Below are 23,628 nucleotides of genomic sequence, written 5' to 3'. Positions count from 1 at the left end.
ATCAGGTGGACCCTTTGACCTTCCAAGACCTCTCCATCGACGACGACATGGTCCAGGCCCTCGCCGACCGCGGCATCGTCGAGCCTTTCCCCATCCAGCAGCAGACGATCCCGCTCGGCCTGTCCGGCCAGGACATCATCGGCCAGGCGAAGACCGGCACCGGCAAGACCTTCGCGTTCGGCCTGCCGCTCGCGCAGCGCCTCGGCCCCGACCCGGCACCCGGCGTCAAGGCCCTCATCGTCGTCCCCACGCGCGAGCTCGCCGTGCAGGTGACCGAGGACATGGAGCTCATCACCTCCAACCGTCCGACGACGGTCGTCCCCATCTACGGCGGCAAGGCCTACGAGGGCCAGATCGACCAGATCAAGGCCGGCGCCCAGATCGTCGTCGGCACGCCCGGCCGCCTCCTCGACCTCTCGCAGCAGCGCATCCTCGACCTCTCGCAGGTGACCGAGATGGTGCTCGACGAGGCCGACAAGATGCTCGACCTCGGCTTCCTGCCCGACGTCGAGCGGCTCTTCTCGAAGACGCCCGCGACGCGCCACACGATGCTGTTCTCGGCCACGATGCCGGGCCAGGTCGTCGCGCTCGCGCGCCGCTTCATGTCGCGGCCGCTGCACATCCGCGCGACCGACGTCGACGAGACCGTCGCGCAGGCGAACATCCAGCACGTCGTCTACCGGGCGCACGCGCTCGACAAGGACGAGGTGGTCTCGCGCATCCTGCAGGCCGAGGGCCGCGGCAAGACCGTGATCTTCACCCGCACGAAGCGCGCCGCCTCGCGCCTGTGCGAGGAGCTCGTCGACCGCGGCTTCCAGGCGGCGGCCGTGCACGGCGACATGAGCCAGGAGGCGCGCGAGCGCGCGATGGCCTCGTTCAAGGCCGGCAAGAAGGACGTCCTCATCGCCACCGACGTCGCCGCCCGAGGCATCGACGTCGATGACGTGACGCACGTCATCAACCACACGATCCCCGAGGACGAGAAGGCCTACCTGCACCGCGTGGGCCGCACGGGCCGCGCCGGCCGCACCGGCATCGCCGTGACCTTCGTCGACTGGGAGGACCTCCACAAGTGGTCGCTCATCGACCGCGCGCTCGAGTTCGGGCGCCCGGAGCCGGTGGAGACCTACTCGTCGAGCCCGCACCTCTACGCCGACCTCAACATCCCGCAGGGCGTGAAGGGCCGCCTCACGGCGACGCCGCCCAACAAGGAGGCCAAGCGCGAGGGCGTGGCCCCGCGCGACGGCGAGCGGTCGCGCGGCGGCCGGGGCGAGGGCCGCGACGGCCAGCGGCGCCGAGGCGGTCGAGGCCGCTCGGAGTCCGGCTCGGGCTCGTCGGAGCGCGCCCCCCGCGAGGGTGACGCGGGCGAGGCCCGCGAGCCCGGCACCGGCACGCACGACGGCGGAGGCGCGGAGCACCACGACGGCAACGCGGCCCCCGCGCGCCGTCGCCGCCGTCGTCGCCGCTCCGGCGGCGGCTCGGGCGCCGGCGCGGCAGCCGCGCCCCAGGCCTAGGCAGCACCACCTCGACGGCCGTCCCGCATCGCGCGGGGCGGCCGTCCGTGGTCTCCCGGGTATCCGCCCCTCGTCGCTGCCGGCACGATCGAGTGGCCACTTCCGGCGACAGCGGCCACGAACGCCGGCGAGTGACCACGAACGGCTGGATTCCTCACCCGCTGTCGACCGTTCCTGGCCATTCGAGGGCGGAACTGGCCACTCGATGCGGGAGGGCACCCCTCAGGCGGCGTGGCCGGGCCCGTGGGCAGCGGCGCCGTCAGGCGATCCGCCTGGCACGCATGCCGGGCAGGGCTGACTCGTGGTCGTAGCGCACCAGCTCGAGTGCCGGCAGCTGCCCCTCGACGGGCGGGAGATCCAGGGCCCCGATGTGCTCTAGCAGCACAGCGGGATGCGCGATCGGCGCGGCGAAGTGCACGGCCGTCGCATGCAGCGTCGGCCGCGCAGCGCCGCCCACCGCGTCGATGCCGAGCGCCGCCGACAGCGCCTCCCAGCCGGGATCTGCCGGCTCGAGCAGCACGAGCACGCCGCCCGCGCTCACCGCCGGCCCCAGCACGCGCACGGCAGGCAGCTCCGTCGACAGCGCGGACGCCTCGTCGAGCAGCGAGCGGCCGAGCGCGACGACCTCGGGCGTATCCCGGGCCCGCCAGCCGTCGAGCGTGCGCAGCGTCACGTGGCCGCTCCCCCGCGACCCGGTGTGCCAGTGCCCGGGTCCGAGCATCGGTGCGATCGATCGCGCGAGCCCATCGACGACCGCGGCTACCGCCTCCGGCAGCCTCGCGCGCACCGTCAGGCCCCATCGGCCACCGACGGCCGGCGCCACATCGCGATCGTGGGCTCCCGCGAGCACCAACGGCGCAGTGCGCTCCGTGAGCGATCGCGCCGACGGATGCATGGCGATCAGGCCGCGGGGCCGGGGACCACGGGCGGGTGGCCCGTGGCGCGGCGCAGGATCTCGGCCAGCACCTCGGGAGAGGTGGTGTGCTCCCCCAGCCGGTTGGGCTTGCCGGCGCCGTGGTAGTCGCTCGAGCCCGTGACGAGCAGGCCCAGCCGCTCGGCGTCGGCGAGCAGCTGCCGGCGCGAGGCCGGCGCGTTGTCGCGGTGCTCGACCTCCACGCCGTCGAGGCCCGCGGCCGCGAGGTCCGGCAGCCGCCCCAGCCGCATGACGGCGCTGCCGCGCGATCCCGGATGCGCGAGCACCGAGACGCCGCCGGCCTCGGCGATGATGCGGATCGCGTCCTCCGGCGCAGGTGCCCGGTGCGGCTGGTAGTAGCCGCCGCGCCAGTGCAGGATGCCGTCGAAGGCCGAGGAGCGGTCGGGCACGATGCCGAGCGTCACGAGCGCGTCGGCGATGTGCGGACGGCCGATCGTGGCGCCGGGCGCCGCGTGCTCCTCGACGTGGCCCCACGTGAGCGGGTAGTCGCGGCCGATCGCGCGCACCATGCGCTCGGCCCGCTCGACGCGCTCGAGCCGGATCCGCTCGCGCTCGCCCCGGAACGCGGCCGACTCCGGATCGAGCAGGTAGCCGAGCACGTGCACGCTCGCCTCGCCGATCTGCGACGAGAACTCGACGCCGGGGATGAGGCCGACGCCGACCTCGAGGGCCGCCTCCGTCGCCTCCGCCCAGCCGGAGACCGTGTCGTGGTCGGTGAGCGCGACGACGCCGAGCCCCGCCGCGGCGGCCGAGCGGACGACGTCACCGGGCGACTCGGTGCCGTCCGACTCGCGCGAGTGCGCGTGGAGGTCGATGGGGCCGAGCCCCAGCAGCCGGCGCATCGCCTCGTCCATCCCGCCAGCCTACGCGCGCCGCATCCGCACCTGCCCCGATCGCCGCTCCGGAGGCCGCGGCGACGCCACGCGCGCCGGAGGGCCGCACCGCCCTCGCGCTCAGGGCCGTCATGGCCCGCTCGCCTACCCTCGGCACCGTGCTCGCGATCCTCGGCTGGCTGCTCGCCCTCGTCATCGGCGGCTGCCTCGTCGTGGCCGCCTGGCCGCAGGCCTTCGGGCTCGAGCAGGCGCCGATCGTGGCGCAGGTGGTCTCGATGCGGGTGGGCGTCGTGGGGATCGCCCTCGTGCTCGCCGTGCTGCTGCTCACGCTGGTCGGCTGGCGACGCATCCGGCCCTTCGTGCTCGGCGTCGTGTCGATGCTCGTCGCCTTCTCGCTCGTCTCGTTCGGCATCCACGCCGCCCGCGGGCTCGACGACAGCCAGCGGATCGACGCCTCCGAGGACCTCGTGGTGCTCTCGTGGAACACGCTCGGGGACGAGCCGGGCGCCGAGGAGATCGCGCGCGTCATCGACGAGACGGGCGCCGACGTCGTGATGCTGCCGGAGACCACGCTGCCGCTCGGCGTCGGCGTCGCCGAGCGGCTGCGGGCGGCAGGCACGCCCTTCTGGGTGCACACCACCGACTACTCCCCCTCCTACGGGGCCCTCAACACCACGCTGCTGATCTCGGCGGAGCTCGGCACCTACACGACCGACCTCGAGGTCGGCGGCACCCGCACCCTGCCGACCGTCGTCGCGCGGCCCGACGACGGCGAGGGCCCCGTGCTCGTCTCGGCGCACCCGGTGGCGCCCGTGCCGCAGCAGATGCGCAACTGGCGCGCCGACCTGGAGTTCGTCGCGAGCCTGTGCGGCGCGGGCGAGTCGGTCATCATGGGCGGCGACTTCAACTCCACGCTCGACCACTGGGCCTCGCTCGGCGCCGACGGCGGCGACCTCGGCGCCTGCCGCGACACCGCGAGCCAGGTGGGCGCCGGTGCCGTGGGCACGTGGCCCACGTGGGCGCCGCCGTGGCTCGGCGCGCAGATCGACCACGTGCTCGCGACCCCCGACTGGGAGCCGGTCGCGGCGCGCGTGCTCACGGGCCTCGACGACGTCGGCACCGATCACCGCCCGGTGGTCGTGCAGCTGCGACGCGCCGGCGAGCCGGACGCGGGCGCCACGCGGGCTAGGGCGCAGGCGCCGGCTCGGCGGTGAGCCTCGGCGATCGCGGCGAGCACGGCGTCGGCCGCCTCCCGCGTCGCGAGCGGCCGGAAGTGGCCGCTCGAGCGCAGACGCACGCCCGTCATCCCCTCCGGCAGCGCGTTGCCGGGGATGTGGGGGTCGATGCGCGGCAGCACGAGCCGGACGCGGGCGTCGGCCGCACGCTCCGCCGCGAGCGCCGCGAGGATCTCGCTCGAGGGGTCGAACTCGCGGATGTAGCTGCCGCGGAGCAGGCGGGCGCGCGTCGAGCCCGCGAACGGGGTCGCGAGCGCCACGAGCCCCGCCGGCTGCGCGGCGTCCGGCCGGAGCGCCCGCTGCACGAGCACACGCTTGCCGATGAGGCCGCCCTTCGAGTGCCCCACGAGCACGATCCTCGCCTCGGGATGCGCGGCGGCGACGCCGTCGACGACGCGGTCGACGACCTCCGCCGCCTCGACGATCGGCGCGAGGTTGCGGCCGAGCTCCGGTACGAGGCGCACGCCGTGGCCCGCGCGCACGAGGCGCCGCGCGAGCGGCTCCATGAAGTGCCAGCGCTCCACGACGCCCTGCACGAGCACGATCTGCACGCGCGCGCCCGGCAGCCCCACGACCGCGGGCGATCGCGCGTCGAGCGTCGAGCGCAGGTGCATGCGGGCGGCGAACGCGTAGTCGCGGCCCCACACGAGCACCTCGCCGGGCTCGATGGTCACGGGGCCGCCTTCGCAGCGGTCGGCGCCCCGGCCGCGGCGCCCGCAGGAGCCTCAGCCGCGGCAGCATCGGCCGCGGCGGGAGCCGCGTCGGCAGGATCCGCCGCCTCCCGCTCGCCGATCGCGAGCGCGAACTCCTGCACCATGCGCGCGACGGGCTCCGCGCCCGTCACCATCGCCTCGTGGCCCTTGCCGCGCGCGATCCGCAGCTCGCCGCGCGGGAGCATCGCGCGCACCTGTGCGGCCCACGCGGGCGGCGAGACGCGATCCTCCTCCCCCACCACGACGAGGCTCGGCTGCGCGATGCGCGGCAGCAGCGGCCGGATGTCGTGGTCGAGCATCGACGCGAGCTTCCGCAGGAACCAGCGCGGCCCGGCCTGCGCGTACATGTGCGCGCCGACCAGCGCGACGATCGGCGGGTCGTTCGCGAGGTCCTGCACGAGCCGCAGCGCCTGCACCCAGCCGTTGCGCTCGCGCGGGTTGACCGTGGGCGCGATGAGCACGGCGCGCGCGACGAGGTCCGGATGGCGCACGGCGAGCTCTGCCACCACCTGCGTGCCCATCGAGTGGCCGAGCGCGACGACGGGCGTCGGCGCGTGCGCGCGCAGCGCCGCCGCGACGAGGTCGGCGAGCTGCGGCATGGGCAGCACCACCTGGGGCTCGGGCGAGGAGCCGAACCCGGGCAGGTCGAGCGCGACGACGTCGAGCTCCTGGGCGAGCGCGTCGCGCAGGAGGCCGAAGTACTGCTGCCCCATGCCGATCCCGTGCACGAGCACCACGACGGGCGCGCCCTCGCGGCGCCAGCGGCGCACGACCACCACGTGCTCGCCCTCGACGTGGCGGGCCGCGACCGCCTCCTCCTCGCCGTCCGCGGCCTCCCGCCACTCGGCGATGCCCGCGGGGCTCGGCGTCTGCATCCCGCCAGCGTACGACGGTGGGATGATGGCTCCATGAGCGACGGAGCGATGACGCAGGAGACCGCAGCAGCGACGGCCGAGGGCGCCGAGCCCTCGACCACGAACCGCTCGACGACGCCGACCTCGTCGGCGTTCACGGAGCACATCCAGTCGGGCTGGGCGGAGCGCGACGAGCCGCTCCCCGCGGCCCGGCCGGCGGCCGCGGCCGCCGCCGCGCACCGCGCCGCGATCTCGGCGCTGCACCCCGGCGTGCGGCTCGTCGTGCCCGCGGGCGGGCTGAAGGTGCGCTCGAACGACACCGACTACCCGTTCCGTCCGCACCCCGACTTCACCTACCTCACCGGGTGGGGCTCGGACGCCGAGCCCGACAGCGTGCTCGTGCTCGAGCCCGCGGCCGACGGCGGCGAGGGGCACGAGGCGGTGCTCTACTTCCGCGGGCCGGCCGGGCGCGGCACGACGGAGTTCTACGCGAACGCGGCGATCGGCGAGTTCTGGGTGGGCCCGCGCCCCTCGCTCGACCACGTCGCCGCCGACCTGGGCCTCGCGGCCCGCGACCTCGACGCGCTCGACGACGTGCTCGCGGACGGCGGCGAGGCGCTCGTCGTCACGGGCGCCGACCTCGGCGTCGAGGCGCTGCTGCCCGCCGCGAACCCCGACGGCGACGTGCTCGCGCGCGACCTCTCGGAGCTGCGGCTCGTGAAGGACGCGTGGGAGGTCGCCGAGGTGCAGGCCGCGGTCGACGCGACCGCGCGCGGCTTCGACGACGTCATCGCCGACCTCCCCGCCGCGACCGCGCACGAGCGGGGCGAGCGCGTGGTCGAGGGCGCGTTCCACCGCCGCGCCCGCCTCGACGGCAACGCGGTCGGCTACGACACCATCGCGGCCTCCGGCCACCACGCGTGCTACCTGCACTGGACCCGCAACGACGGGCAGGTGCGCGAGGGCGACCTCATCCTGCTCGACGCGGGCGTCGAGGTCGACAGCCTCTACACCGCCGACATCACGCGCACCCTCCCCATCTCGGGCACCTTCACCGAGGTGCAGCGGAAGGTCTACGAGGCCGTCCGCGAGGCCGCCGACGCCGCGTTCGCGATCGTGCGCCCCGGCATCGTCTTCAAGGAGGTGCACGCGGCCGCGATGGAGGTCATCGCGCGCAGGACCGCCGAGTGGGGCATCCTGCCGATCTCGGCGGAGCAGAGCCTCGAGCCCGACCAGCAGCTGCACCGCCGCTGGATGGTGCACGGCACGAGCCACCACCTGGGCCTCGACGTGCACGACTGCGCCCAGGCGCGCCGCGAGTTCTACCACGACGGCGTCGTGCGCGAGGGGATGGTCTTCACCATCGAGCCCGGCCTCTACTTCCAGGCCGACGACCTCACGGTGCCCGAGGAGCTGCGCGGCATCGGCGTGCGCATCGAGGACGACATCGTCGTCACGGCAGACGGCGCCCGCAACCTCTCGGGCGGCATCCCCCGCACCGCCGACGAGGTCGAGGCGTGGATCGCCGAGGTGCGCGCCCGCTGAGACGGCGAGCCGTCCCGCCGCGCGAGAGGTACGGCTGCGCCCGAGAGGTGCGTGTCGACGTGCACCGCTCGGGCGCAGCGGTACCTGTCGCGATCAGGTTCGGTGTCAGCCCGCGACGAGCGTGATCGCGATCACGAGCATCATCGCGGCGATCGAGCCGTCGAGGATGCGCCAGGCGCGCTCCGTGCGCAGCAGCGGGCCGAGGAGGCGCGCGCCGTAGCCGAAGGCGATGAACCAGATCGTGCTGCCCGCGATCCCGCCCGCGAGGAACCACCAGCGCTCGGGGCCGTGCGTGGCGGCGACGGAGCCGAGCACGACCGTGGTCTCGACGATCGCGTGCGGGTTGAGCCACGTGACGGCGAGGATCGTGCCGAGCGTCACGAGGCGCGAGCGGCGGGCGCGCACCGCCACCGCGCCCCCGGGGCCGGTGGCGACGGTCGCGTCGTCCGCCGCGGCCTCGAGCGAGCCGCCGCCGCGCCACGCGCGCCGGGCGCTGAGGAACGCGTAGCCGAGGATGAAGAGCGCGCCCGCCCAGCGCGCGAGCGTCTCGAGCCACGGCTGCGAGGTGACGAGCGTGGCGACGCCGGCGACGCCGATCGCCTGCAGCGCGGCATCGCTCACGACGCACACGAGCACGACGAGCCCGACGTGCTCGCGGCGCAGGCCCTGCCGCAGCACCACCGCGTTCTGCGCGCCGATCGACACGATGAGCCCCAGGCAGAGCCCGAGGCCGGAGAGCAGCGCGACGATCGACGGGTCCATGGCTCCGACGCTAGGCGCGAGGCTCGATGCAGTCCAGCGAAGGAATCTGCAGGATCGTAAGCATCGCTTCATCTACGATGAGCGCGTGGAGCTCCCCCTCGACCACCTGCGCACCCTCGCCGCGATCGTCGACGCCGGCACGCTCGACACGGCGGCGACGCGGCTCGGCATCACCCCGAGCGCCGTGAGCCAGCGGCTCCGCGCGATCGAGCAGCGCGTCGGCCGCGTGGTGCTGCAGCGCACGAAGCCCGTGCGGCTCACGGCGGCCGGCGAGGCCCTCGTGCGCCTCGCGCGGCAGCTCGCGCTCCTCGAGCACGACGCCCGCACGGCGCTCGGCGACGAGGACGCGGTGCCGCGCATCCCCCTCGCCGTGAACGCCGACTCGCTCATCACCTGGTTCCTGCCCGCGCTCGCCGACGTCGCCGCGCAGCGCGACGTGGTCTTCGACGTGCACCGCGAGGACCAGGAGCGCACGGCGCAGCTCCTGGAGGCCGGCACGGTCATGGGCGCGGTCACGGCGCAGCGCGAACCCGTCTCCGGGTGCGTCGCATCGCCGCTCGGGCGGATGCGCTACGTGCCGATCGCCGCGCGCGGCTTCGCCGCCCGCTGGTTCGCCGAGGGCCTCGGCCGTGCTGCGCTCGAGCGCGCCCCCATCGTCGACTTCGACGCCCACGACTCGCTGCAGACGCAGCTCGCGCGGCGCCACGGCGCCCGCGCGGACGCGCCGAGGCACATCATCTCCGCCTCCGCCGAGTACGCCGAGGCGATCCGCATCGGCCTCGGCTGGGGCATGCTGCTGCCCGGCCAGTACGAGGCCGGGCTGGCCGACGGCTCGCTCGTGCTGCTGGCCGACGAGGCCGTCGAGGTGCCGCTGTGGTGGCAGCGGTGGAACCTCGCGTCGCCGCTGCTCGACCTCGTCACCGGCGCGGTCGAGCGCGCCGCGCGCACGTCAGCGGCGGTCGTCTGAGGCGGGCCCGGGAGCGCTCGGCGTCGGCTCGCCGCCGTGCGCGCCGGGCCCGGGCAGCTGCTCGGCCATCGGCACCGCGGCGGCGTCGGCGGAGCTCTGGCCGCGCTGACCGATGACGTGCATCGCGCGGCCCGCGATCTCGTTCGGCGCGACGACGTCGTAGCGGCTCGCGAGCACCTGCTGCACCGACGCGAAGTCGCGCTTGCGGCGCGTCATCGAGTGCGTGACGACGCCCAGCAGGATGCCGAAGGCGAGGCCGAGGAGCGGGAAGAGCAGGATCGAGGCGATCGCCTCGGGCACGAGCAGCATGTAGACGAGGCCGATGAACGCGCCGAAGCCGAGGCCGCGCATCGCGCCCGCGAGCGCGACCTTGCCCCACGTGAGGCGGCCGACGACGCGCTCGACGAGCTTGAGGTCGTTGCCCACGATCGCGAGGCCCGCGATGTCCGCGTCGGACTTCGAGACCTTGGCGACGGCCGCCTGCGCCTGCTCGTACGAGTCGTAGGAGGCCACGACGACGCCCCGCGGCATCGTCTGGTCGCCGCGCCCTGCCTGCTGGAACATGCTCACGCGCCCATCGTCCCACGCGGGCGCGGGCGCGGGGCGCGGGTTCGCTCTCGGCGTGGGGGTCGGCGGTAGGTTGGAAGCATGAGCGCAGCCACGGTCTTCGTCGCGCGCCTCGCGGGCGTCGGGGTGTTCGACCCTGCGGGCGAGCGCGTGGGCAAGGTGCGCGACGTCGTCACGGTGCCGCGCGCGGACGCGTCGCCGCGCGTGGTCGGGCTCGTGGTCGAGGCGCGCGGCGCCGGCCGCGTCTTCCTCTCGATCGGCCGCGTGGCCGCGATCGGCGGCGGGCAGCTCATCGCCTCCGCCGTGAGCGAGCGCCGGTTCCGCCAGCGCGGCGGCGAGCGCCTGCTGCTCGCCGAGGTGCTCGGCAGCACCGTCACGCTCCGCGACGGCACGAGCGCGAACCTCGAGGACCTCTCGATCTCGGAGCGCGGCCCGGGCGAGTGGGAGGTCGACGAGCTCTTCCTCCGCAAGCCCAAGACCGGCCCGTTCGGCAAGGGCCCCACGACGCTCGCGCACTGGGGCGACGTGCAGCACGAGCCGGGCTCCGAGCAGGGCACCGAGCACCTGCTCGCCTCGCTCGACGAGCTCGCGGCGGCCGACGCCGCCTCGGCCCTCCTCGACCTGCCGCAGCAGCGCATGATGGAGGTCGCCGAGGACCTCCCCGACGAGCGCCTCGCCGACATCCTCGAGGAGATGAGCGAGGAGCGGCAGATCGAGATCCTCGACTCGCTCGAGGACGACCGCGCGGCCGACGTGCTCGATCAGATGGAGCCGGACGACGCCGCCGACCTCATCGCGCAGCTGCCGACCGAGCGCGGCGAGACGCTGCTGGCCCTCATGGACCCCGACGAGGCGGAGGACGTGCGCATGCTGCTCGCGTTCGGCGCCGACACCGCGGGCGGCCTCATGACGACCGAGCCCATCATCCTCGCCTCCGACGCGACCGTCGCCGAGGCCCTCGCGATGGTGCGCCGGCACGAGTTCGCGCCCGCGCTCGCCGCGGCGGTGTGCGTCACGCTGCCGCCCTACGAGGCGCCCACGGGCCGCTTCCTCGGCATGGTGCACTTCCAGCGGCTGCTGCGCTACCCGCCCAACGAGCGCCTCGGCACCCTGCTCGACGAGCAGATCGAGCCCGTGCTCGTCAGCGACACCGCCGCCGAGGTCACGCGCCAGATGGCCTCCTACAACCTGGTCTCGGTGCCCGTCGTCGACCCCGCGGGCCGCCTCGTGGGCATCGTCACGATCGACGACGTGCTCGACCACGTGCTGCCGGCCGATTGGCGCTCGCGCGAGGAGGCGAAGCGTGGCTGAGCGCGAGGACGGCTTCGCGCGCCCGAAGTCGCGCCGCCGCCTGCGCCTGCCCGAGTCGAAGGATCGCTTCGGCCGCTTCACCGAGGCCTTCGCCCGCGGCATGGGCACGCCCGCGTTCCTCATCGGGATGACGGTCTTCTGCGGGTTCTGGCTCACGTACAACTCGATCGCCCCGCCCGAGGCGCAGTTCGACCCGCAGGACCAGGGCTTCCCGCTCCTCACGCTCGTGCTGAGCCTCCAGGCCTCGTACGCCGCGCCGCTGCTGCTGCTGGCGCAGAACCGCCAGGACGACCGCGACCGCGTGCAGATCGAGCAGGACCGCCTGCGCGCCGAGCGCAACCTCAACGACACCGAGTACCTCGCGCGCGAGGTCGTCGCGCTGCGCATGGCGATGCGCGACATGGCGACGCGCGAGTTCATCCGCGCCGAGCTGAAGTCGTTCGTCGAGGACCTCGACGAGCGCCGCGCGCGCGACGACGCGTGAGCATCGACCCGGCCCTCGCCGCCGCGCTCGGCACGGTCGTCGACCCGGAGATCCGGCGCCCGCTCGTCGAGCTCGACATGATCCCGGAGGCGACGCTCGAGAGGGGCGTCGCGCGCATCCGGCTCGAGCTGACCGTCGCCGCGTGCCCCGCAGCCGACCGCATCCGGGCCGACGTCGAGCAGGCCGCGGGCGCCGTGCAGGGCGTCGACGCCGTGGAGGTCGAGGTCGGCGTCATGGACCCGGCCACCCGGCAGGCGCTCGTCGAGCGGCTGCGGGGCTCGCGCCCGCAGCAGTTCGGGCCGGGCACCCTGACGCGCATCGTCGCCGTCGCGAGCGGCAAGGGCGGCGTCGGCAAGTCGACCGTCACGGCGGGCCTCGCCGTCGCGCTCGCGGCGCGCGGCCTCGCGGTGGGCGTCATCGACGCCGACGTGCACGGCTACTCGATCCCGGCGCTGCTCGGCACCGACGCGCGGCCGACGCGCGTCGGCGACATGATGATGCCGCCCGAGGCGCACGGCGTGCGGCTCGTCTCGATCGGCATGTTCGTCGAGGGCAACCGCTCGGTCTCGTGGCGAGGGCCGATGCTGCACCGCACGCTGCAGCAGTTCCTCGCCGACGTCTGGTGGGGCGACCTCGACGTGCTGCTCATCGACATGCCGCCGGGCACGGGCGACGTCGCGATCTCGCTCGGCCAGCTGCTCCCCCACGCCGAGGTGCTCGTCGTGACCACGCCGCAGCGCGCCGCCGCCGACGTCGCCGAGCGCGCTGCGGAGGTCGCGGGCCAGACAGGCCAGCGGGTGCTGGGCGTCGTCGAGAACATGGCGGGCCTCGCGCAGCCCGACGGCTCGGTGCTCGAGCTCTTCGGCTCGGGCGGCGGCGCGGAGGCCGCGCGGCGCCTGGGCGTGCCGCTGCTCGCGCGCATCCCGCTCTCGGTCGCGCTGCGCGAGGGCGGCGACGCGGGCGAGCCGGTCGTGGCGTCCTCTCCCACGGACCCCGCGGCCGTCGCGATCGCGGCCCTCGCGGAGACGCTGCGCGGCTCCCGCTCGATCGCGGGCCGCAGCCTCCCGATCAGCCTCGCCTAGCGCGCGGCCTGGCCGCCGGGAACGGGGACCCCGTCACGCATCGGGGACCTGCTCCTGCGGGTCCCCGATGCACGAAGGGGTCCCCGCCGAGCAGTCAGGGCGCGTCGATCGGGAGCCCGACGGCGGCGAGCGCATCGGCGAGGCCGGCACTCGTGCTCCCCCGCGCGGGGGCGACGAGGGCCGCGCGCATCCCCGCGGCCGTCGCGCCCGCGAGGTCCTTCTCCGGGTCGTCGCCGACGAAGGCCATCGAGGCGGGTGCCACGCCGAGCTCGGCGGCCAGGCGCTCGAACGCTCGCACGTCCGGCTTCGCGACCCCGATCGTCTCGGAGGCGCACAGCGCGTCGACGCGATCGAGGAGGCCGATCACCGCCAGCTTGTCGCGCTGCTGCGCCTCGACGCCGTTCGTGAGGATCCCGACGCGCACGCCCTCGGCGCGCAAGCCGTCGAGCGCGGCCCGCGCGTCGTCGAAGGCGCGCCATGCGGCGCGGTAGGCGGCGAGGTAGCGCGCGAACGCCGCGTCGGCCACGGCATCCGAGCGCGGCGCCCCGAGCCCGAGCTCGCCCATCACGTCGCGGAGCCGCGCGCGCCGCTGACCGGCGAAGTCGAGCTCGCCGCGCCGCCACTGCTCGAAGCGCACGGCCTCCGCCCGGAACCAGACGTCGAGGGCGCGCCCATCCGGCCTCGCGCCCAGCGAGCGCAGGAACGCGCTCGCCGCCTCGGCTGCGGAGGCCCGGTGATCGAAGAGCGTGCCGTCGAGGTCGAAGCCGACCGCCGCCGGCCGCCCGAGCACCCGAGCGGAGGTCAGGTCGCCTCGTCGTCGAAGCGCATCGGGCCGGTGTCGCGCCTCGGGAGGCCGCTGACCGTCGCGACCGCGGAGCCCGCGGCGACGGTCGCGAAGTCGGGCGTCGGGGCGTCGGCCGCGGGCTCGCGCAGCGCATCCATCACGATGCGCCGGGGGTCGTACTGGCGCGGGTCGAGGCGCTTCCAGTCGACCTCGTCGAACTCCGGGCCCATCTCCTCGCGCATGCGGTCCTTCGCGCCGCCCGCGAGGTCGCGCAGCGAGCGCACGAGCTGGCCCAGGCGCTCGGCGAGCGCGGGCAGCCGCTCCGGGCCCAGCAGCAGCGCGGCGAGCACGGCGATGAGCAGGAGCTTGTCGAGGGTGATGCCGGCGAAGGACACCCCTCCAGGGTACCGGCCGCGCGGCGAGCCGCGGGCGGGGCGGCCGACGGTCGTGGGTACGCTCGACCCGGAGGAACCGTGCAGACATCATCGCTCATCGCCAAGTACCTCGACGAGCTCGCCGCAGAGGACGACGTCCTGACCGGCGCGCGCGACGCCTCCCACGAGCTGGGCATCGCGCCCGTCGCGCCAGCCGTCGGCGCGCAGCTCGCGGCGATCGCCGCGGCCACGCAGGCCACCGCCATCCTCGAGGTGGGCACCGGCGCGGGCGTCAGCGGCCTGTGGCTGCTGCGCGGCGCCCCGCAGGCGACGCTCACGTCGATCGACACCGAGCTCGACCACCAGCAGCACGCGCGCGCCGCGTTCGCGAGGGCGGGCATACCGGTGACCCGCGCCCGCCTCATCACGGGGCGCGCGCGCGACGTGCTGCCCCGCATGAACGAGGCGAGCTACGACGTCGTGCTCATCGACGCCGACCCGGCGGGCGTCCTCGAGTACGTCGAGCACGCGCTCTCGCTCGTGCGCGTCGGCGGCTCGGTGCTCGTCGCCCACGCGCTCCTGGGCGGCCGCGTCGCCGACCCCGCGCAGCGGGACGACTCGGTCGCCGACCTCCGCGCGCTCCTGCGCGAGCTCGCCACGAGCGACGCCGTGCAGGCCGCGCTCTCGCCCGTCGGCGACGGCCTGCTGCAGATCGTCCGCCGGCCGGAGCCCGCCTGACGCAGCCTCCCCGGCGCCCGCGCGCACGACCGAGGGGGTCGATCCGGCTGGATCGACCCCCTCGGTGCGTCCGGGGTGCCCCGGGCGATCGTCACGCGGTGACGACGACTCCGGCGAGCGCGGCGTGGAGCGCAGCGGCCTCCTCGTCGTTGACGGACACGACGAGGCGTCCGCCGCCCTCGAGCGGGACACGGACGACGATGACGCGACCCTCCTTGACGGCCTCGAGCGGGCCATCTCCGGTGCGTGGTTTCATGGCGGCCATGCGGCTCCCCCTTCGATTCTCGTGCCTGCAGTATCTCATGTCCCGCTGATAGGAACCGCGATCCGCCCACAGCGACGCAGCGGCGGCAGGGTCTAGGGCACCGTCCAGTCGGGCGGGTTCACATGCCAGCAGAACCAGATCCACACGGGCTGCAGCGCGATCGCGACGGCGAGCACGAGGGCGCGCGCCCACGCCGGGCGCGCAGCTGCCACGATCGCCGCGGCGGGGAAGATCGGCATGAGGAGCCGCCAGGTGGACGACTGCGGGAACCACACCGCGGCGAGGTACACGAGGTACGCGATCGTCCACAGCCGCGCCTCGAGCGCGACGCCGCGCGCCCACGGGCCCGCGAGCAGGGCGACCGCCGCGGCGACGATCCCGAGCATCCAGAGCGGCCACCAGGGTCCGAACCACCACTCGAGGCCGATGGGCCAGGGCGTGAAGGGGATGAGCTCCTGCCGCCCGATGTACGCCGACCGCCACGAGAGCTCGGTCTCGAAGTAGGAGGAGAGGCTCCCGGTGACGAGCGTGCAGACGAGCAGCCACGCGAAGCCCCACAGCGCGCTCCAGGCGCCGATGCCGATGATGCGCCAGCGCTCGGCGACCGCGAAGCCCGGCCCTTCCCGGCGCCAGCGCACGAGCCACCACAGGGCGAGCGCGAAGGCGAACGCGAGGCCGCCCGGGCGCGTGAGCGAGAGGATCGGCAGCAGCACCACGAGCCACTCCCACCGCCGGTGCCGCCAGGCGAGCAGCGCGCCCGCGAGGAGCAGGAGGAAGAGCGACTCGGCGTAGCCGAGCTGCAGCACGGGCGCCGTGGGCGAGAGCAGCACGAGCGCGAGCGCGAACCGCTCGCGGCCCGGCGCGATGTCCTGGAACAGGCGGTAGGCGACGAGCGCGAAGGCGAGGGAGGCGAGCACCGACAGCAGCACCGCGGCGCCCTCCCACGGCAGCCCGAGCACCATGAGCACGCGGGCGAGCAGCGGGTACACCGGCATGAACGCCCACGCGTTCTCGCCCGCGTGGCCGTCGTCGGCGATCGGCAGCTCGGCCGGGTACCCGACCTGGCTGACGATGAAGTACCAGTGGGCGTCCCACATCGTCGAGTAGTCGAGGATGTCGGGCCGCTCGGGGGTCCAGGAGCTCTCGCCCTGGTTCCAGGAGAAGGCGACGAGCAGGGCCGTCGAGACGAGGCGCGAGACGGCCCAGAGCGCGAGCGGCCACAGCCACCAGCGCTCGGCCGCGGGGGCGCGGCGGGCGGTCAGCTCGTGGAGAGCCACGCGCGCAGGCTCTCCTCGGCCGCGACGATCTGCGCGACCGGCACCGACTCGTCGTCGGCGTGCGCCTTCGAGGGGTCGCCGGGGCCGAAGTTCACGGCCGGGATCCCGAGGCCCCAGAAGCGCGAGACGTCGGTCCAGCCGTACTTCGGCTTCGGCGTGAGGCCCACGGCCTGGATGAACTCCTGCGCGAGCGGGGCGTCGAGCCCCGGCTTCGCGCCCGGCGCGGCGTCGACGACCGTGACGTCGAAGCCGGCGAAGAGCTCGGTCACGTGGGCGATCGCCTCGTCGACGGTGCTGGAGGGCGCGAAGCGGTAGTTGACGTGCACGACGCACTCGTCGGGGATCACGTTCGTGGCGACGCCGCCGGAGATCAGCACGGCGTTGAGGCCCTCGCGGTAGTCGAGGCCCTCGACCGCGATCGTGCGGGGCCGGTAGGACTGGAGGATCTCGAGCACCTGCGCGGCGTCGTGGATGGCGTTGTGGCCGACCCAGGCGCGCGCGGAGTGGGCGCGCACGCCCCGCGTGCGGACCTCGAAGCGCAGCGTGCCGTTGCAGCCGCCCTCGATGTTGCCGTTCGAGGGCTCGCCGAGGATGGCGAAGTCGCCCGCCATGAGGTCGGGCCGCTCGGCGGCGAGGCGGCGCAGCGCGTTCTCCTCCTCGCCGACCTCCTCGTGGTCGTACCAGATCCACGTCACGTCGAGCGCGGGCTCGGCGAGCTCGGCGGCGAGCTTCAGCTGCACCGCGACGCCCGCCTTCATGTCGACGGTGCCGCGACCCCAGATGTGCTCCTCCCCCGCGACGTCGATCATGCGGGTGGGCACGTTGCCGTTGATGGGCACGGTGTCGATGTGGCCGGCGATCACGACGCGCCGCTCGCGGCCGAGCGAGGTGCGCGCGACCACGGTGTCGCCGAAGCGCGTCACCTCGAGGTGCGGCAGGGCCGAGACCGCGGCCTCGATCGCATCGGCGAGCGGGCCCTCGTTGCCCGAGACGGAGTCGAGGTCGCACAGCTGCCGCGTGAGGTCGGGGCTGCTCGCGGAGAGGTCGAGCGAGGGGGTGGCCATGGCCCCCAGCCTAGACTTGGGGCATGGCTCGCCCCGCACACGGACATGCGCTCGTCACCGTCTTCGAGGGGCGGGTCCTCGACGCCTGGTTCCCCTCCCCCGAGCTCGGGGAGGCCTCCGCAGACGTCGCGGCGATCGGCGGCGGCGACCTCGACGCGCTCGCCGGCCCCGTGCCCGAGCGCGGCGTCGTGCTCGAGCACCGCCACGTGGCGATCGACCTCGACGCGGCGCCCGCGAGCACCGAGGACGCCTACCTGCGCCTCCACCTGCTCAGCCACCGCCTCGTGCGGCCCAACGGCCTGAACCTCGACGGCGTCTTCGGCCTGCTGCCGGTCGTCGCGTGGACGACCGCGGGCGCCGTCGACCCGGGCTTCGCCGCGGCGCACCGCGTGCAGCTGCAGCGCGCGGGCATCCAGGTGCAGCTCGTCGACCGCTTCCCCCGCATGACCGACTTCGTGCTGCCGGAGGGCGTGCGGATCGGCGACGCCTCGCGCGTGCGCCTCGGCGCGCACCTCGCCCCCGGCACGGTCGTCATGCACGAGGGATTCGTGAACTTCAACGCCGGCACGCTCGGCGCCTCGATGGTCGAGGGCCGGATCTCGCAGGGCGTCGTCGTGGGCGACGGCACCGACATCGGCGGCGGCGCCTCGATCATGGGCACGCTCTCGGGCGGCGGCACGCAGCGCGTCGCCCTCGGCGAGCGCGTGCTGCTGGGCGCGAACGCGGGCCTCGGCATCTCGCTCGGCGACGACTGCGTCGTCGAGGCAGGGCTCTACGTGACCGCCGGCACGAAGGTGCAGCTGCCCGACGGCGCAGCCGTGAAGGCCGTCGAGCTCTCGGGCCGCTCGGGCCTGCTCCTGCGCCGCAACTCGCTGACGGGCGCCGTGGAGGCCATCGCGCGCGACGGCCGCGGCGTCGAGCTGAACGCGATCCTCCACTGACGAACCTGCGCCGAGGCTGAGCCTCTGCCACCCCCTCCCCTGCGGGGATCCACCGCTCGACGGATGCGCCTCGGAGGCGCGCGCCGGGAGGATGGAGCCATGACGGACTCCGTGCTCGCCCTCCGCGGCCTGACGAAGCGCTTCGGCCAGCGCGTCGCCGTGGACGGGCTGACCCTCGACGTGCCCGCGGGCAGCATGCTGGGCCTGCTCGGCCCGAACGGCGCGGGGAAGACGACCTCGCTGTCGATGGCGACGGGGCTGCTGCGCCCCGACGCGGGCTCGGCGCTCGTCCTGGGCGCCGACGTGTGGGCCGATCCGCAGGCCGCGAAGGCGCGCATGGGCGTGCTGCCGGACGGCGTGCGCATGTTCGACCGCCTCACGGGCGCCGAGCTGCTGCGCTACACCGGGCTGCTGCGGGGCATGCCGGAGGCCGTGGTGCAGGCGCGCGCCGCCGAGCTGCTCGACGCGCTCGGGCTCGCGGAGGCCGGCTCGACGCTCGTCGTCGACTACTCGGCGGGCATGCGCAAGAAGGTGGGCCTCGCGTGCGCGCTCATCCACGCGCCGCGTCTGCTCGTCCTCGACGAGCCCTTCGAGGCGGTCGACCCGGTCTCCGGCCAGACGATCCGCGAGATCCTCGCTGGCTTCGTCCGCGGCGGCGGCACGGTCGTGCTCTCGAGCCACGTCATGGAGCTCGTGGAGTCGCTGTGCGACCGCGTCGCGGTCATCGCGCAGGGCCGACTGCTCGCCGACGGCACGCTCGACGAGGTGCGCGCCGGCTCCAGCCTGCAGTCGCGCTTCCTCTCGCTCGTCGGCACGCACGAGCTCGGCGAGGGGACGCTGTCGTGGCTGCGCTCGTCGTAGGCCTGCGCCTGCGGCAGCTGGGCCGCACGCTCACGAGGAGCCCCTGGGCGATCGTGACGCTCGTGCTCACGGCCATCGCGGCGCTGCTGCTCCTGGGCATCCTGACCACCTCGGTGCTCGCGGTGCGGCTGACGGCGCCGACCGTCGCGCCCGACCTGCTCGTGCTCGTCGGCGCCGCGATCGTCGTCGGCTGGGCCGTCGGCGCGCTGCTCGTCGCGGGCGACGATGCGCTCGCCCCCGAGCTCTTCGCGCTGCTGCCCGTGCGCCCGCGCCGCCTGCTGCCCGCGGTGCTGCTCGCGGGCGCCGTCGGCATCGGCGGCATCGCCACGACGATCGCGCTCGTCGTGGGCCTCGTCGGCTGGAGCGTCGACGTCGCCGCGCTCGTGGCCGCAGCGCTCACCGCGCCGCTGCTGCTCGCCACCTCGGTGCTCGCGGGCCGCGCGGTGGCCGCGGGGCTCGGCCGGCAGGCTGGCCAACCGCCGTGCGCGCGACCTCGTGCTCGTGCTCGGCACGCTCCTGCTCATCGCATCCGGCGTGCTGCTGCAGGGCGCGATCGCGGGGCTCGCGGCCCTCGGCAGCGCCGAGGGGCTCCTCACCGCGGTCGCCGACGCGGTCGCGTGGACGCCGCTCGGCGCCGCCTGGGGCGTGCCGCTCGCGATCGCGCACGGCGAGCCGCTCGTGGCCGCGGCGCGGCTGCTCGTCGCGCTCGCGACGCTCGCGGCGCTGTGGTGGGTCTGGGCCCGCGCGTTCTCCGCCCGGCTCGTGCAGCCCGTCGTGTCGAGCGGCGGCGGGGCCGTGCGATCCGGACGGCTGCTCGACCGCCTGATGCCGCCGACCCCGACGGGCGCCGTCGCCGCGCGCGGCATCCGCTACCGCCTCCGCGACCCCCGCCACATCGTCAACGTGCTCGGCGTCGCGCTCGTGCCCCTCATCCTGCTGGGCGCGGGCCTCGCGAGCGGTGCCCCGCTCGGGCCCGCCGTCGCGTTCGCGCCGCTCCTGGCCTCCCTCGTCGTCTCGACCTCGGTGCAGCTCGACACCGCCTACGACAAGGACGCGCTCGCGCTCCACGTGCACGCGGGCATCCGCGGCGCCGCCGACCGCGCAGGGCGCCTCCTGAGCATGGGCGTGCTCCTGCTGCCGCTGCTCGTCGTCGCGTGCGTCGCGTGCGCGCTCGTCGCGGGACGCGCCGACCTGCTGCCCGCCACGCTCGGCGCGACCCTCGGCTCGGCGCTCGTCGTCGCCGGCGTCGGCACCGCGATCTCGCCCTGGCTCCCCGGGCAGGCGCCCGCGCCGGGCGCGAGCCCCTTCGGGCGAGGCTCCTCAGGCGGCGGCGAGGCCTTCGTGGGCCTGCTCGCGATGGGTGTCGTCGGCGGCCTGCTCTCGCTGCCCGCCGTGGGGCTCGCGATCGCCGCCGTGTGGCTGCCCTGGCTCGGCTGGGCGAGCCTCGCCGCGGGCCTCGTGATCGGAGCCCTCGTCGTGTGGGGCGGCGTCGCGATCGCGGGCCGCGCGATCGACCGGCGGTGGCCGGAGCTGCTCGCGGCGGTCTCGCGCGAGGGCTGAGCCTCGGCGGGCGTCGCCGCGGCGCCGGCGCTCGCGCTAGCCGAGCATCGCCTCGATGGGTCCGCGCGCGAAGAACAGCACGAAGAGCGCCGCGACGATCCACAGCAGCGGCGAGATCTGCTTCGCGCGCCCCGACACGCTGTTGACGACGACCCAGGCGATGAAGCCCACGCCGATGCCGTTGGCGATGTTGTAGGTGAGCGGCATCACCACGATCGTGAGGAAGGCGGGCAGGGCGACGCGGAGGTCGGTGAAGTCGATCTCGGTGATCTGACCCATCATGAGCGCCCCGACCACGACGAGCGTCGCGGCGGCGACCTCGAGCGGCACGACCGAGGTGAGCGGCGTCAGGAACATCGCCGCGAGGAACAGCGCGCCCGTGACGACCGAGGCCAGGCCCGTGCGCGCGCCGTCGCCGATGCCCGCGGCCGAGTCGATGAAGACGGTGTTCGACGAGGCGCTCGCGCCGCCGCCCGCGACCGCGCCGACGCCCTCGACGACGAGCGCGCGCTTCAGCCCCGGGAACTGGCCGTCGGCGTTCGCGAGGCCCGCCTGCCGCGCGAGGCCCGTCATCGAGCCGATCGCGTCGAAGAAGTTCATGAAGACGAGCGTGAACACGAACATCGTCGTGGCGAGCACGCCGATGCGCTCGAACGACCCCGTGAGCGAGACCTGGCCGAGCAGCGAGAGGTCGGGCAGCGCGAAGAGCGAGGTCGGCAGCGCCGGCGGGTTGAGGTTCCAGGCGTTCGGGTCCTGGCCGAGCGAGGGGCCCACGCGGAAGATCGCCTCGAGCACGATCGCGATCACCGTCGTCGCGACGATGCCGATGAGCAGCGCGCCCTGCACGCGGCGCGCCAGCAGGATGCCCATGAGCGCGAGCCCGATGAGGAACACGAGCGTCGGGAGCGAGGTGATCGAGCCGCCCTCGCCGAGCTGCACGGGCGGCGAGGCCGCGCCGGTCGAGCGCACGAAGCCGGAGTCGACGAAGCCGATGAAGGCGATGAAGAGGCCGATGCCGACCGTGATCGCAGCCTTGAGCGGCGCCGGCACGGCGTCGAAGATCATGCGCCGGAGGCCCGTGAGGCCGAGCACGACGATGATGATGCCGTTGAGCACGACGAGGCCCATCGCCTCGGGCCACGTGAGCTCGCCCACGAGACCGAAGGCGAGGAACGAGTTGATGCCGAGACCCGCTGCGAGGCCGAAGGGCACGTTGGCGATGAGGCCCATCGCGAGCGTCATGACGCCGCCGACGAGCGCCGTGACCGCGGCGACCTGCGCGTTCGGCAGCCAGCCGCCCTCGACGTCGACGGCCGCCTGATCCGCCGAGAAGCCGCCGATGATGAGCGGGTTCAGCACGATGATGTAGGCCATCGCGAAGAACGTCACGAGGCCGCCGCGGAGCTCCTGCGGGATGCTCGAGCCGCGCTCGCTGATCTTGAAGAAGCGGTCGACGGCGGCGCGCGCGCCCGACGCCTGCGTGGTGCTGGTCATGGGATTCCCTCGGGTGACGGTCGATCCGATGCGCCGCGCAGGCGGCGGAGGGGTCGTGCTAGATGTGGCGCTCGGTCGGGCCGACGTAGAGCTGCTGCGGCCGGCCGATCTTCGTCTGCGGGTCGAGCATCATCTCGCGCCAGTGCGCGATCCAGCCCGGCAGGCGCCCGATGGCGAAGAGCACCGTGAACATGCGCTCCGGGAAGCCCATCGCCTTGTAGATGACGCCCGTGTAGAAGTCGACGTTCGGGTAGAGCTTGCGCTCCTTGAAGTAGTCGTCCTCGAGCGCGACCTGCTCGAGCTCCTTCGCGATGTCGAGCAGCGGGTCGCGGACGCCGAGCGCCTCGAGCACCTCGTCGGCCGAGTGCTTCACGAGCTTCGCACGCGGGTCGTAGTTCTTGTAGACGCGGTGCCCGAAGCCCATGAGCTTGACGCCCTGCTCCTTGTTCTTCACGCGCTCGACGAAGCGGTCGACGCCCTCGCCGGAGTCGCGGATGCCGCGCAGCATCGTGAGCACGGCCTCGTTGGCGCCGCCGTGCAGGGGGCCCGAGAGCGCGTGGATGCCGGCCGAGACCGAGGCGAAGAGGTTGGCGTCGGTGGAGCCGACCAGGCGCACGGTCGAGGTCGAGGCGTTCTGCTCGTGGTCGGCGTGCAGGATGAGGAGGCGCTCGAGGGCCCGCACCATGACGGGGTTCTGCACGTACTCCTCGGCCTGGATGCCGAAGTTGAGCTTCAGGTAGTTCTCGACGAACGACAGCGAGTTGTCGGGGTAGAGGAAGGCCTGCCCGATCGACTTCTTGTGCGCGTATGCGGCGATGACCGGCATCTTCGCGAGCAGGCGGATGGTCTGCTTGTCGACCTTCTCGGGGTCGCGCGGGTCGTGGTCGTGCTCGTAGTAGGTCGAGAGGGCGCTCACGGCGCTCGAGAGCGCGCTCATCGGGTGCGCGTCGCGCGGCAGCGCGTCGAAGAAGCGGCGCAGGTCCTCGTGGAGGAGCGTGTGGCGCCGGATGCTCTGGTCGAAGCCCGCGAGCTCGTCCTCGGAGGGCAGCTCGCCGTGGATGAGGAGGTGGGCGACGTCGAGGAACGTCTTCTGCTCGGCGAGCTCCTCGATGGGGTAGCCGCGGTAGCGCAGGATGCCCTCGTCGCCGTCGATGTACGTGATGGCGCTGCGGGTGCTCGAGGTGTTGACGAAGCCGTAGTCGAGCGTCGTCAGCCCCGTCTCGCGCGTGAGCTTCGCGACGTCGATGGCGGAGCGCCCGTCGGCGGCCTCCAGCACCGGCAGCTCGGTCCGGCCGCCGGGGTGCTCGAGGGTCACGGAGCGTGCAGGGGCCTGGGTGTCCTCGGTCGTCACAGGCCCAGCCTACCGAGCGTCGCCAGGTGGTCCGACACGGGGGCGTCCGAGGCCGGGATCGGGCGCGCGCCCGGCAGCCGCGTGCGGCGCGGACGGCGCCGATCAGGGCTGGACCCGC

Annotated in this window: 24 protein-coding genes; 11 read left to right on the top strand and 13 right to left on the bottom strand. The window is 74.6% G+C overall.

Annotation, left to right across the window (positions count from 1 at the left end; translation table 11 throughout):
* The first annotated feature begins 47 nt into the window (after positions 1–47).
* Complete coding sequence (locus OVA14_RS09075) at positions 48–1,514, top strand: DEAD/DEAH box helicase (protein WP_267505548.1); 1,467 nt, start codon at positions 48–50, stop codon at positions 1,512–1,514.
* A gap of 259 nt (positions 1,515–1,773) precedes the next feature.
* Here the strand turns inward: OVA14_RS09075 and OVA14_RS09070 are convergent, their stop codons facing one another.
* Together OVA14_RS09070 and OVA14_RS09065 are read right to left on the bottom strand one after the other, a co-directional pair.
* A complete protein-coding gene (locus OVA14_RS09070; RefSeq protein WP_267503579.1) occupies positions 1,774–2,187 on the bottom strand; it encodes a hypothetical protein in 414 nt (137 codons plus the stop codon).
* Between the two features lie 227 nt (positions 2,188–2,414).
* Positions 2,415–3,302, bottom strand: a complete 888-nt coding sequence (locus OVA14_RS09065) for a PHP domain-containing protein (protein ID WP_267503578.1) — start codon at positions 3,300–3,302, stop codon at positions 2,415–2,417.
* Positions 3,303–3,439: 137 nt separating this feature from the next.
* Here OVA14_RS09065 and OVA14_RS09060 point away from each other — a divergent pair, with 137 nt between their 5' ends.
* Positions 3,440–4,495, top strand: a complete 1,056-nt coding sequence (locus OVA14_RS09060) for an endonuclease/exonuclease/phosphatase family protein (protein WP_267503577.1) — start codon at positions 3,440–3,442, stop codon at positions 4,493–4,495.
* Here the strand turns inward: OVA14_RS09060 and OVA14_RS09055 are convergent.
* Together OVA14_RS09055 and OVA14_RS09050 are read right to left on the bottom strand one after the other, a co-directional pair.
* A complete protein-coding gene (locus OVA14_RS09055; protein WP_267503576.1) occupies positions 4,405–5,190 on the bottom strand; it encodes an esterase/lipase family protein in 786 nt (261 codons plus the stop codon). The two genes, OVA14_RS09060 and OVA14_RS09055, sit on opposite strands and share 91 nt — an antisense overlap.
* Positions 5,187–6,104, bottom strand: a complete 918-nt coding sequence (locus OVA14_RS09050) for an alpha/beta fold hydrolase (RefSeq protein ID WP_267503575.1) — start codon at positions 6,102–6,104, stop codon at positions 5,187–5,189. Before OVA14_RS09050 ends, OVA14_RS09055 begins: the two co-directional genes overlap by 4 nt.
* A 33-nt stretch (positions 6,105–6,137) precedes the next feature.
* Between OVA14_RS09050 and OVA14_RS09045 the strand changes: the two genes are divergently transcribed.
* Entirely contained in the window at positions 6,138–7,628 is a 1,491-nt protein-coding gene (locus OVA14_RS09045) for an aminopeptidase P family protein (protein ID WP_267503574.1), read from the top strand.
* Between the two features lie 105 nt (positions 7,629–7,733).
* Here OVA14_RS09045 and OVA14_RS09040 read toward each other — a convergent pair whose 3' ends face one another.
* Positions 7,734–8,390: a LysE/ArgO family amino acid transporter gene (locus OVA14_RS09040; protein ID WP_267503573.1), complete on the bottom strand. Its 657-nt coding sequence runs from the start codon at positions 8,388–8,390 to the stop codon at positions 7,734–7,736.
* An 85-nt stretch (positions 8,391–8,475) separates the two neighbouring features.
* On the opposite strand from OVA14_RS09040, the gene OVA14_RS09035 reads away from it, so the two are divergent.
* Positions 8,476–9,357, top strand: coding sequence for a LysR family transcriptional regulator ArgP (locus OVA14_RS09035; protein ID WP_267503572.1), 882 nt, complete (start codon positions 8,476–8,478; stop codon positions 9,355–9,357).
* Here the strand turns inward: OVA14_RS09035 and OVA14_RS09030 are convergent.
* On the bottom strand, positions 9,340–9,921 hold the full coding sequence (locus tag OVA14_RS09030; protein ID WP_324288062.1) for a general stress protein: 582 nt from the start codon (positions 9,919–9,921) through the stop codon (positions 9,340–9,342). The genes OVA14_RS09035 and OVA14_RS09030 overlap by 18 nt on opposite strands.
* 84 nt (positions 9,922–10,005) lie before the next feature.
* On the opposite strand from OVA14_RS09030, the gene OVA14_RS09025 reads away from it, so the two are divergent.
* Genes OVA14_RS09025 through OVA14_RS09015 form a run of 3 tightly spaced genes read left to right on the top strand, consistent with a single transcriptional unit; the run spans position 10,006 to position 12,801 of the window.
* Positions 10,006–11,235 (top strand): magnesium transporter MgtE N-terminal domain-containing protein, encoded by a 1,230-nt coding sequence (locus OVA14_RS09025; RefSeq protein ID WP_267503570.1) that lies wholly within the window; start codon positions 10,006–10,008, stop codon positions 11,233–11,235.
* Positions 11,228–11,719 carry a DUF1003 domain-containing protein gene (locus OVA14_RS09020; protein ID WP_420710578.1) on the top strand — a complete coding sequence of 164 codons (492 nt, stop codon included), beginning with the start codon at positions 11,228–11,230 and terminating at the stop codon, positions 11,717–11,719. The genes OVA14_RS09025 and OVA14_RS09020 overlap by 8 nt, the downstream gene beginning before the upstream one ends.
* The gene (locus OVA14_RS09015) at positions 11,716–12,801 is read left to right on the top strand and encodes an Mrp/NBP35 family ATP-binding protein (protein WP_267503569.1); all 1,086 of its coding nucleotides are present in this window, start codon (positions 11,716–11,718) and stop codon (positions 12,799–12,801) included. Before OVA14_RS09020 ends, OVA14_RS09015 begins: the two co-directional genes overlap by 4 nt.
* Positions 12,802–12,895: 94 nt before the next feature.
* On the opposite strand, the gene OVA14_RS09010 is transcribed toward OVA14_RS09015, so the two are convergent.
* Both OVA14_RS09010 and OVA14_RS09005 read right to left on the bottom strand, forming a co-directional pair.
* Positions 12,896–13,591, bottom strand: coding sequence for an HAD family hydrolase (locus OVA14_RS09010; RefSeq protein WP_267503568.1), 696 nt, complete (start codon positions 13,589–13,591; stop codon positions 12,896–12,898).
* Between the two features lie 11 nt (positions 13,592–13,602).
* Positions 13,603–13,980, bottom strand: coding sequence for a twin-arginine translocase TatA/TatE family subunit (locus tag OVA14_RS09005; RefSeq protein WP_267503567.1), 378 nt, complete (start codon positions 13,978–13,980; stop codon positions 13,603–13,605).
* 78 nt (positions 13,981–14,058) lie between these two features.
* On the opposite strand from OVA14_RS09005, the gene OVA14_RS09000 reads away from it, so the two are divergent.
* Positions 14,059–14,697 carry an O-methyltransferase gene (locus OVA14_RS09000; RefSeq protein WP_267503566.1) on the top strand — a complete coding sequence of 213 codons (639 nt, stop codon included), beginning with the start codon at positions 14,059–14,061 and terminating at the stop codon, positions 14,695–14,697.
* 91 nt (positions 14,698–14,788) lie between these two features.
* Here the strand turns inward: OVA14_RS09000 and OVA14_RS08995 are convergent, their stop codons facing one another.
* From OVA14_RS08995 to dapE, 3 genes are all read right to left on the bottom strand, one after another.
* Entirely contained in the window at positions 14,789–14,962 is a 174-nt protein-coding gene (locus tag OVA14_RS08995; RefSeq protein ID WP_267503565.1) for a DUF3117 domain-containing protein, read from the bottom strand.
* A 92-nt stretch (positions 14,963–15,054) separates the two neighbouring features.
* Entirely contained in the window at positions 15,055–16,239 is a 1,185-nt protein-coding gene (locus OVA14_RS08990) for a hypothetical protein (protein WP_267503564.1), read from the bottom strand.
* Positions 16,221–17,303: a succinyl-diaminopimelate desuccinylase gene (gene dapE, locus OVA14_RS08985; protein WP_267503563.1), complete on the bottom strand. Its 1,083-nt coding sequence runs from the start codon at positions 17,301–17,303 to the stop codon at positions 16,221–16,223. The genes OVA14_RS08990 and dapE overlap by 19 nt, the downstream gene beginning before the upstream one ends.
* A 23-nt stretch (positions 17,304–17,326) precedes the next feature.
* Here dapE and OVA14_RS08980 point away from each other — a divergent pair, with 23 nt between their 5' ends.
* The 3 genes from OVA14_RS08980 to OVA14_RS08970 all read left to right on the top strand — a co-directional run bounded on the left by OVA14_RS08980 (position 17,327) and on the right by OVA14_RS08970 (position 20,665).
* Positions 17,327–18,244 (top strand): DapH/DapD/GlmU-related protein, encoded by a 918-nt coding sequence (locus OVA14_RS08980; RefSeq protein ID WP_267503562.1) that lies wholly within the window; start codon positions 17,327–17,329, stop codon positions 18,242–18,244.
* Between the two features lie 63 nt (positions 18,245–18,307).
* The gene (locus OVA14_RS08975; RefSeq protein WP_420710577.1) at positions 18,308–19,105 is read left to right on the top strand and encodes an ABC transporter ATP-binding protein; all 798 of its coding nucleotides are present in this window, start codon (positions 18,308–18,310) and stop codon (positions 19,103–19,105) included.
* A gap of 501 nt (positions 19,106–19,606) precedes the next feature.
* A complete protein-coding gene (locus tag OVA14_RS08970) occupies positions 19,607–20,665 on the top strand; it encodes a hypothetical protein (protein WP_267503560.1) in 1,059 nt (352 codons plus the stop codon).
* 36 nt (positions 20,666–20,701) lie between these two features.
* Here the strand turns inward: OVA14_RS08970 and OVA14_RS08965 are convergent, their stop codons facing one another.
* Both OVA14_RS08965 and OVA14_RS08960 read right to left on the bottom strand, forming a co-directional pair.
* Positions 20,702–22,159 carry an NCS2 family permease gene (locus OVA14_RS08965; RefSeq protein WP_267503559.1) on the bottom strand — a complete coding sequence of 486 codons (1,458 nt, stop codon included), beginning with the start codon at positions 22,157–22,159 and terminating at the stop codon, positions 20,702–20,704.
* Between the two features lie 58 nt (positions 22,160–22,217).
* On the bottom strand, positions 22,218–23,510 hold the full coding sequence (locus OVA14_RS08960; RefSeq protein WP_267503558.1) for a citrate synthase: 1,293 nt from the start codon (positions 23,508–23,510) through the stop codon (positions 22,218–22,220).
* Positions 23,511–23,628 lie beyond the last annotated feature (118 nt).

Origin of the sequence: Agrococcus sp. SL85, assembly GCF_026625845.1 — a bacterium.
In the GTDB taxonomy this organism is placed as follows: Bacteria; Actinomycetota; Actinomycetes; order Actinomycetales; family Microbacteriaceae; genus Agrococcus.
The sequence above is the reverse complement of the archived record's forward strand: the minus strand, read 5'-3'. Positions and strand labels throughout refer to the sequence as shown.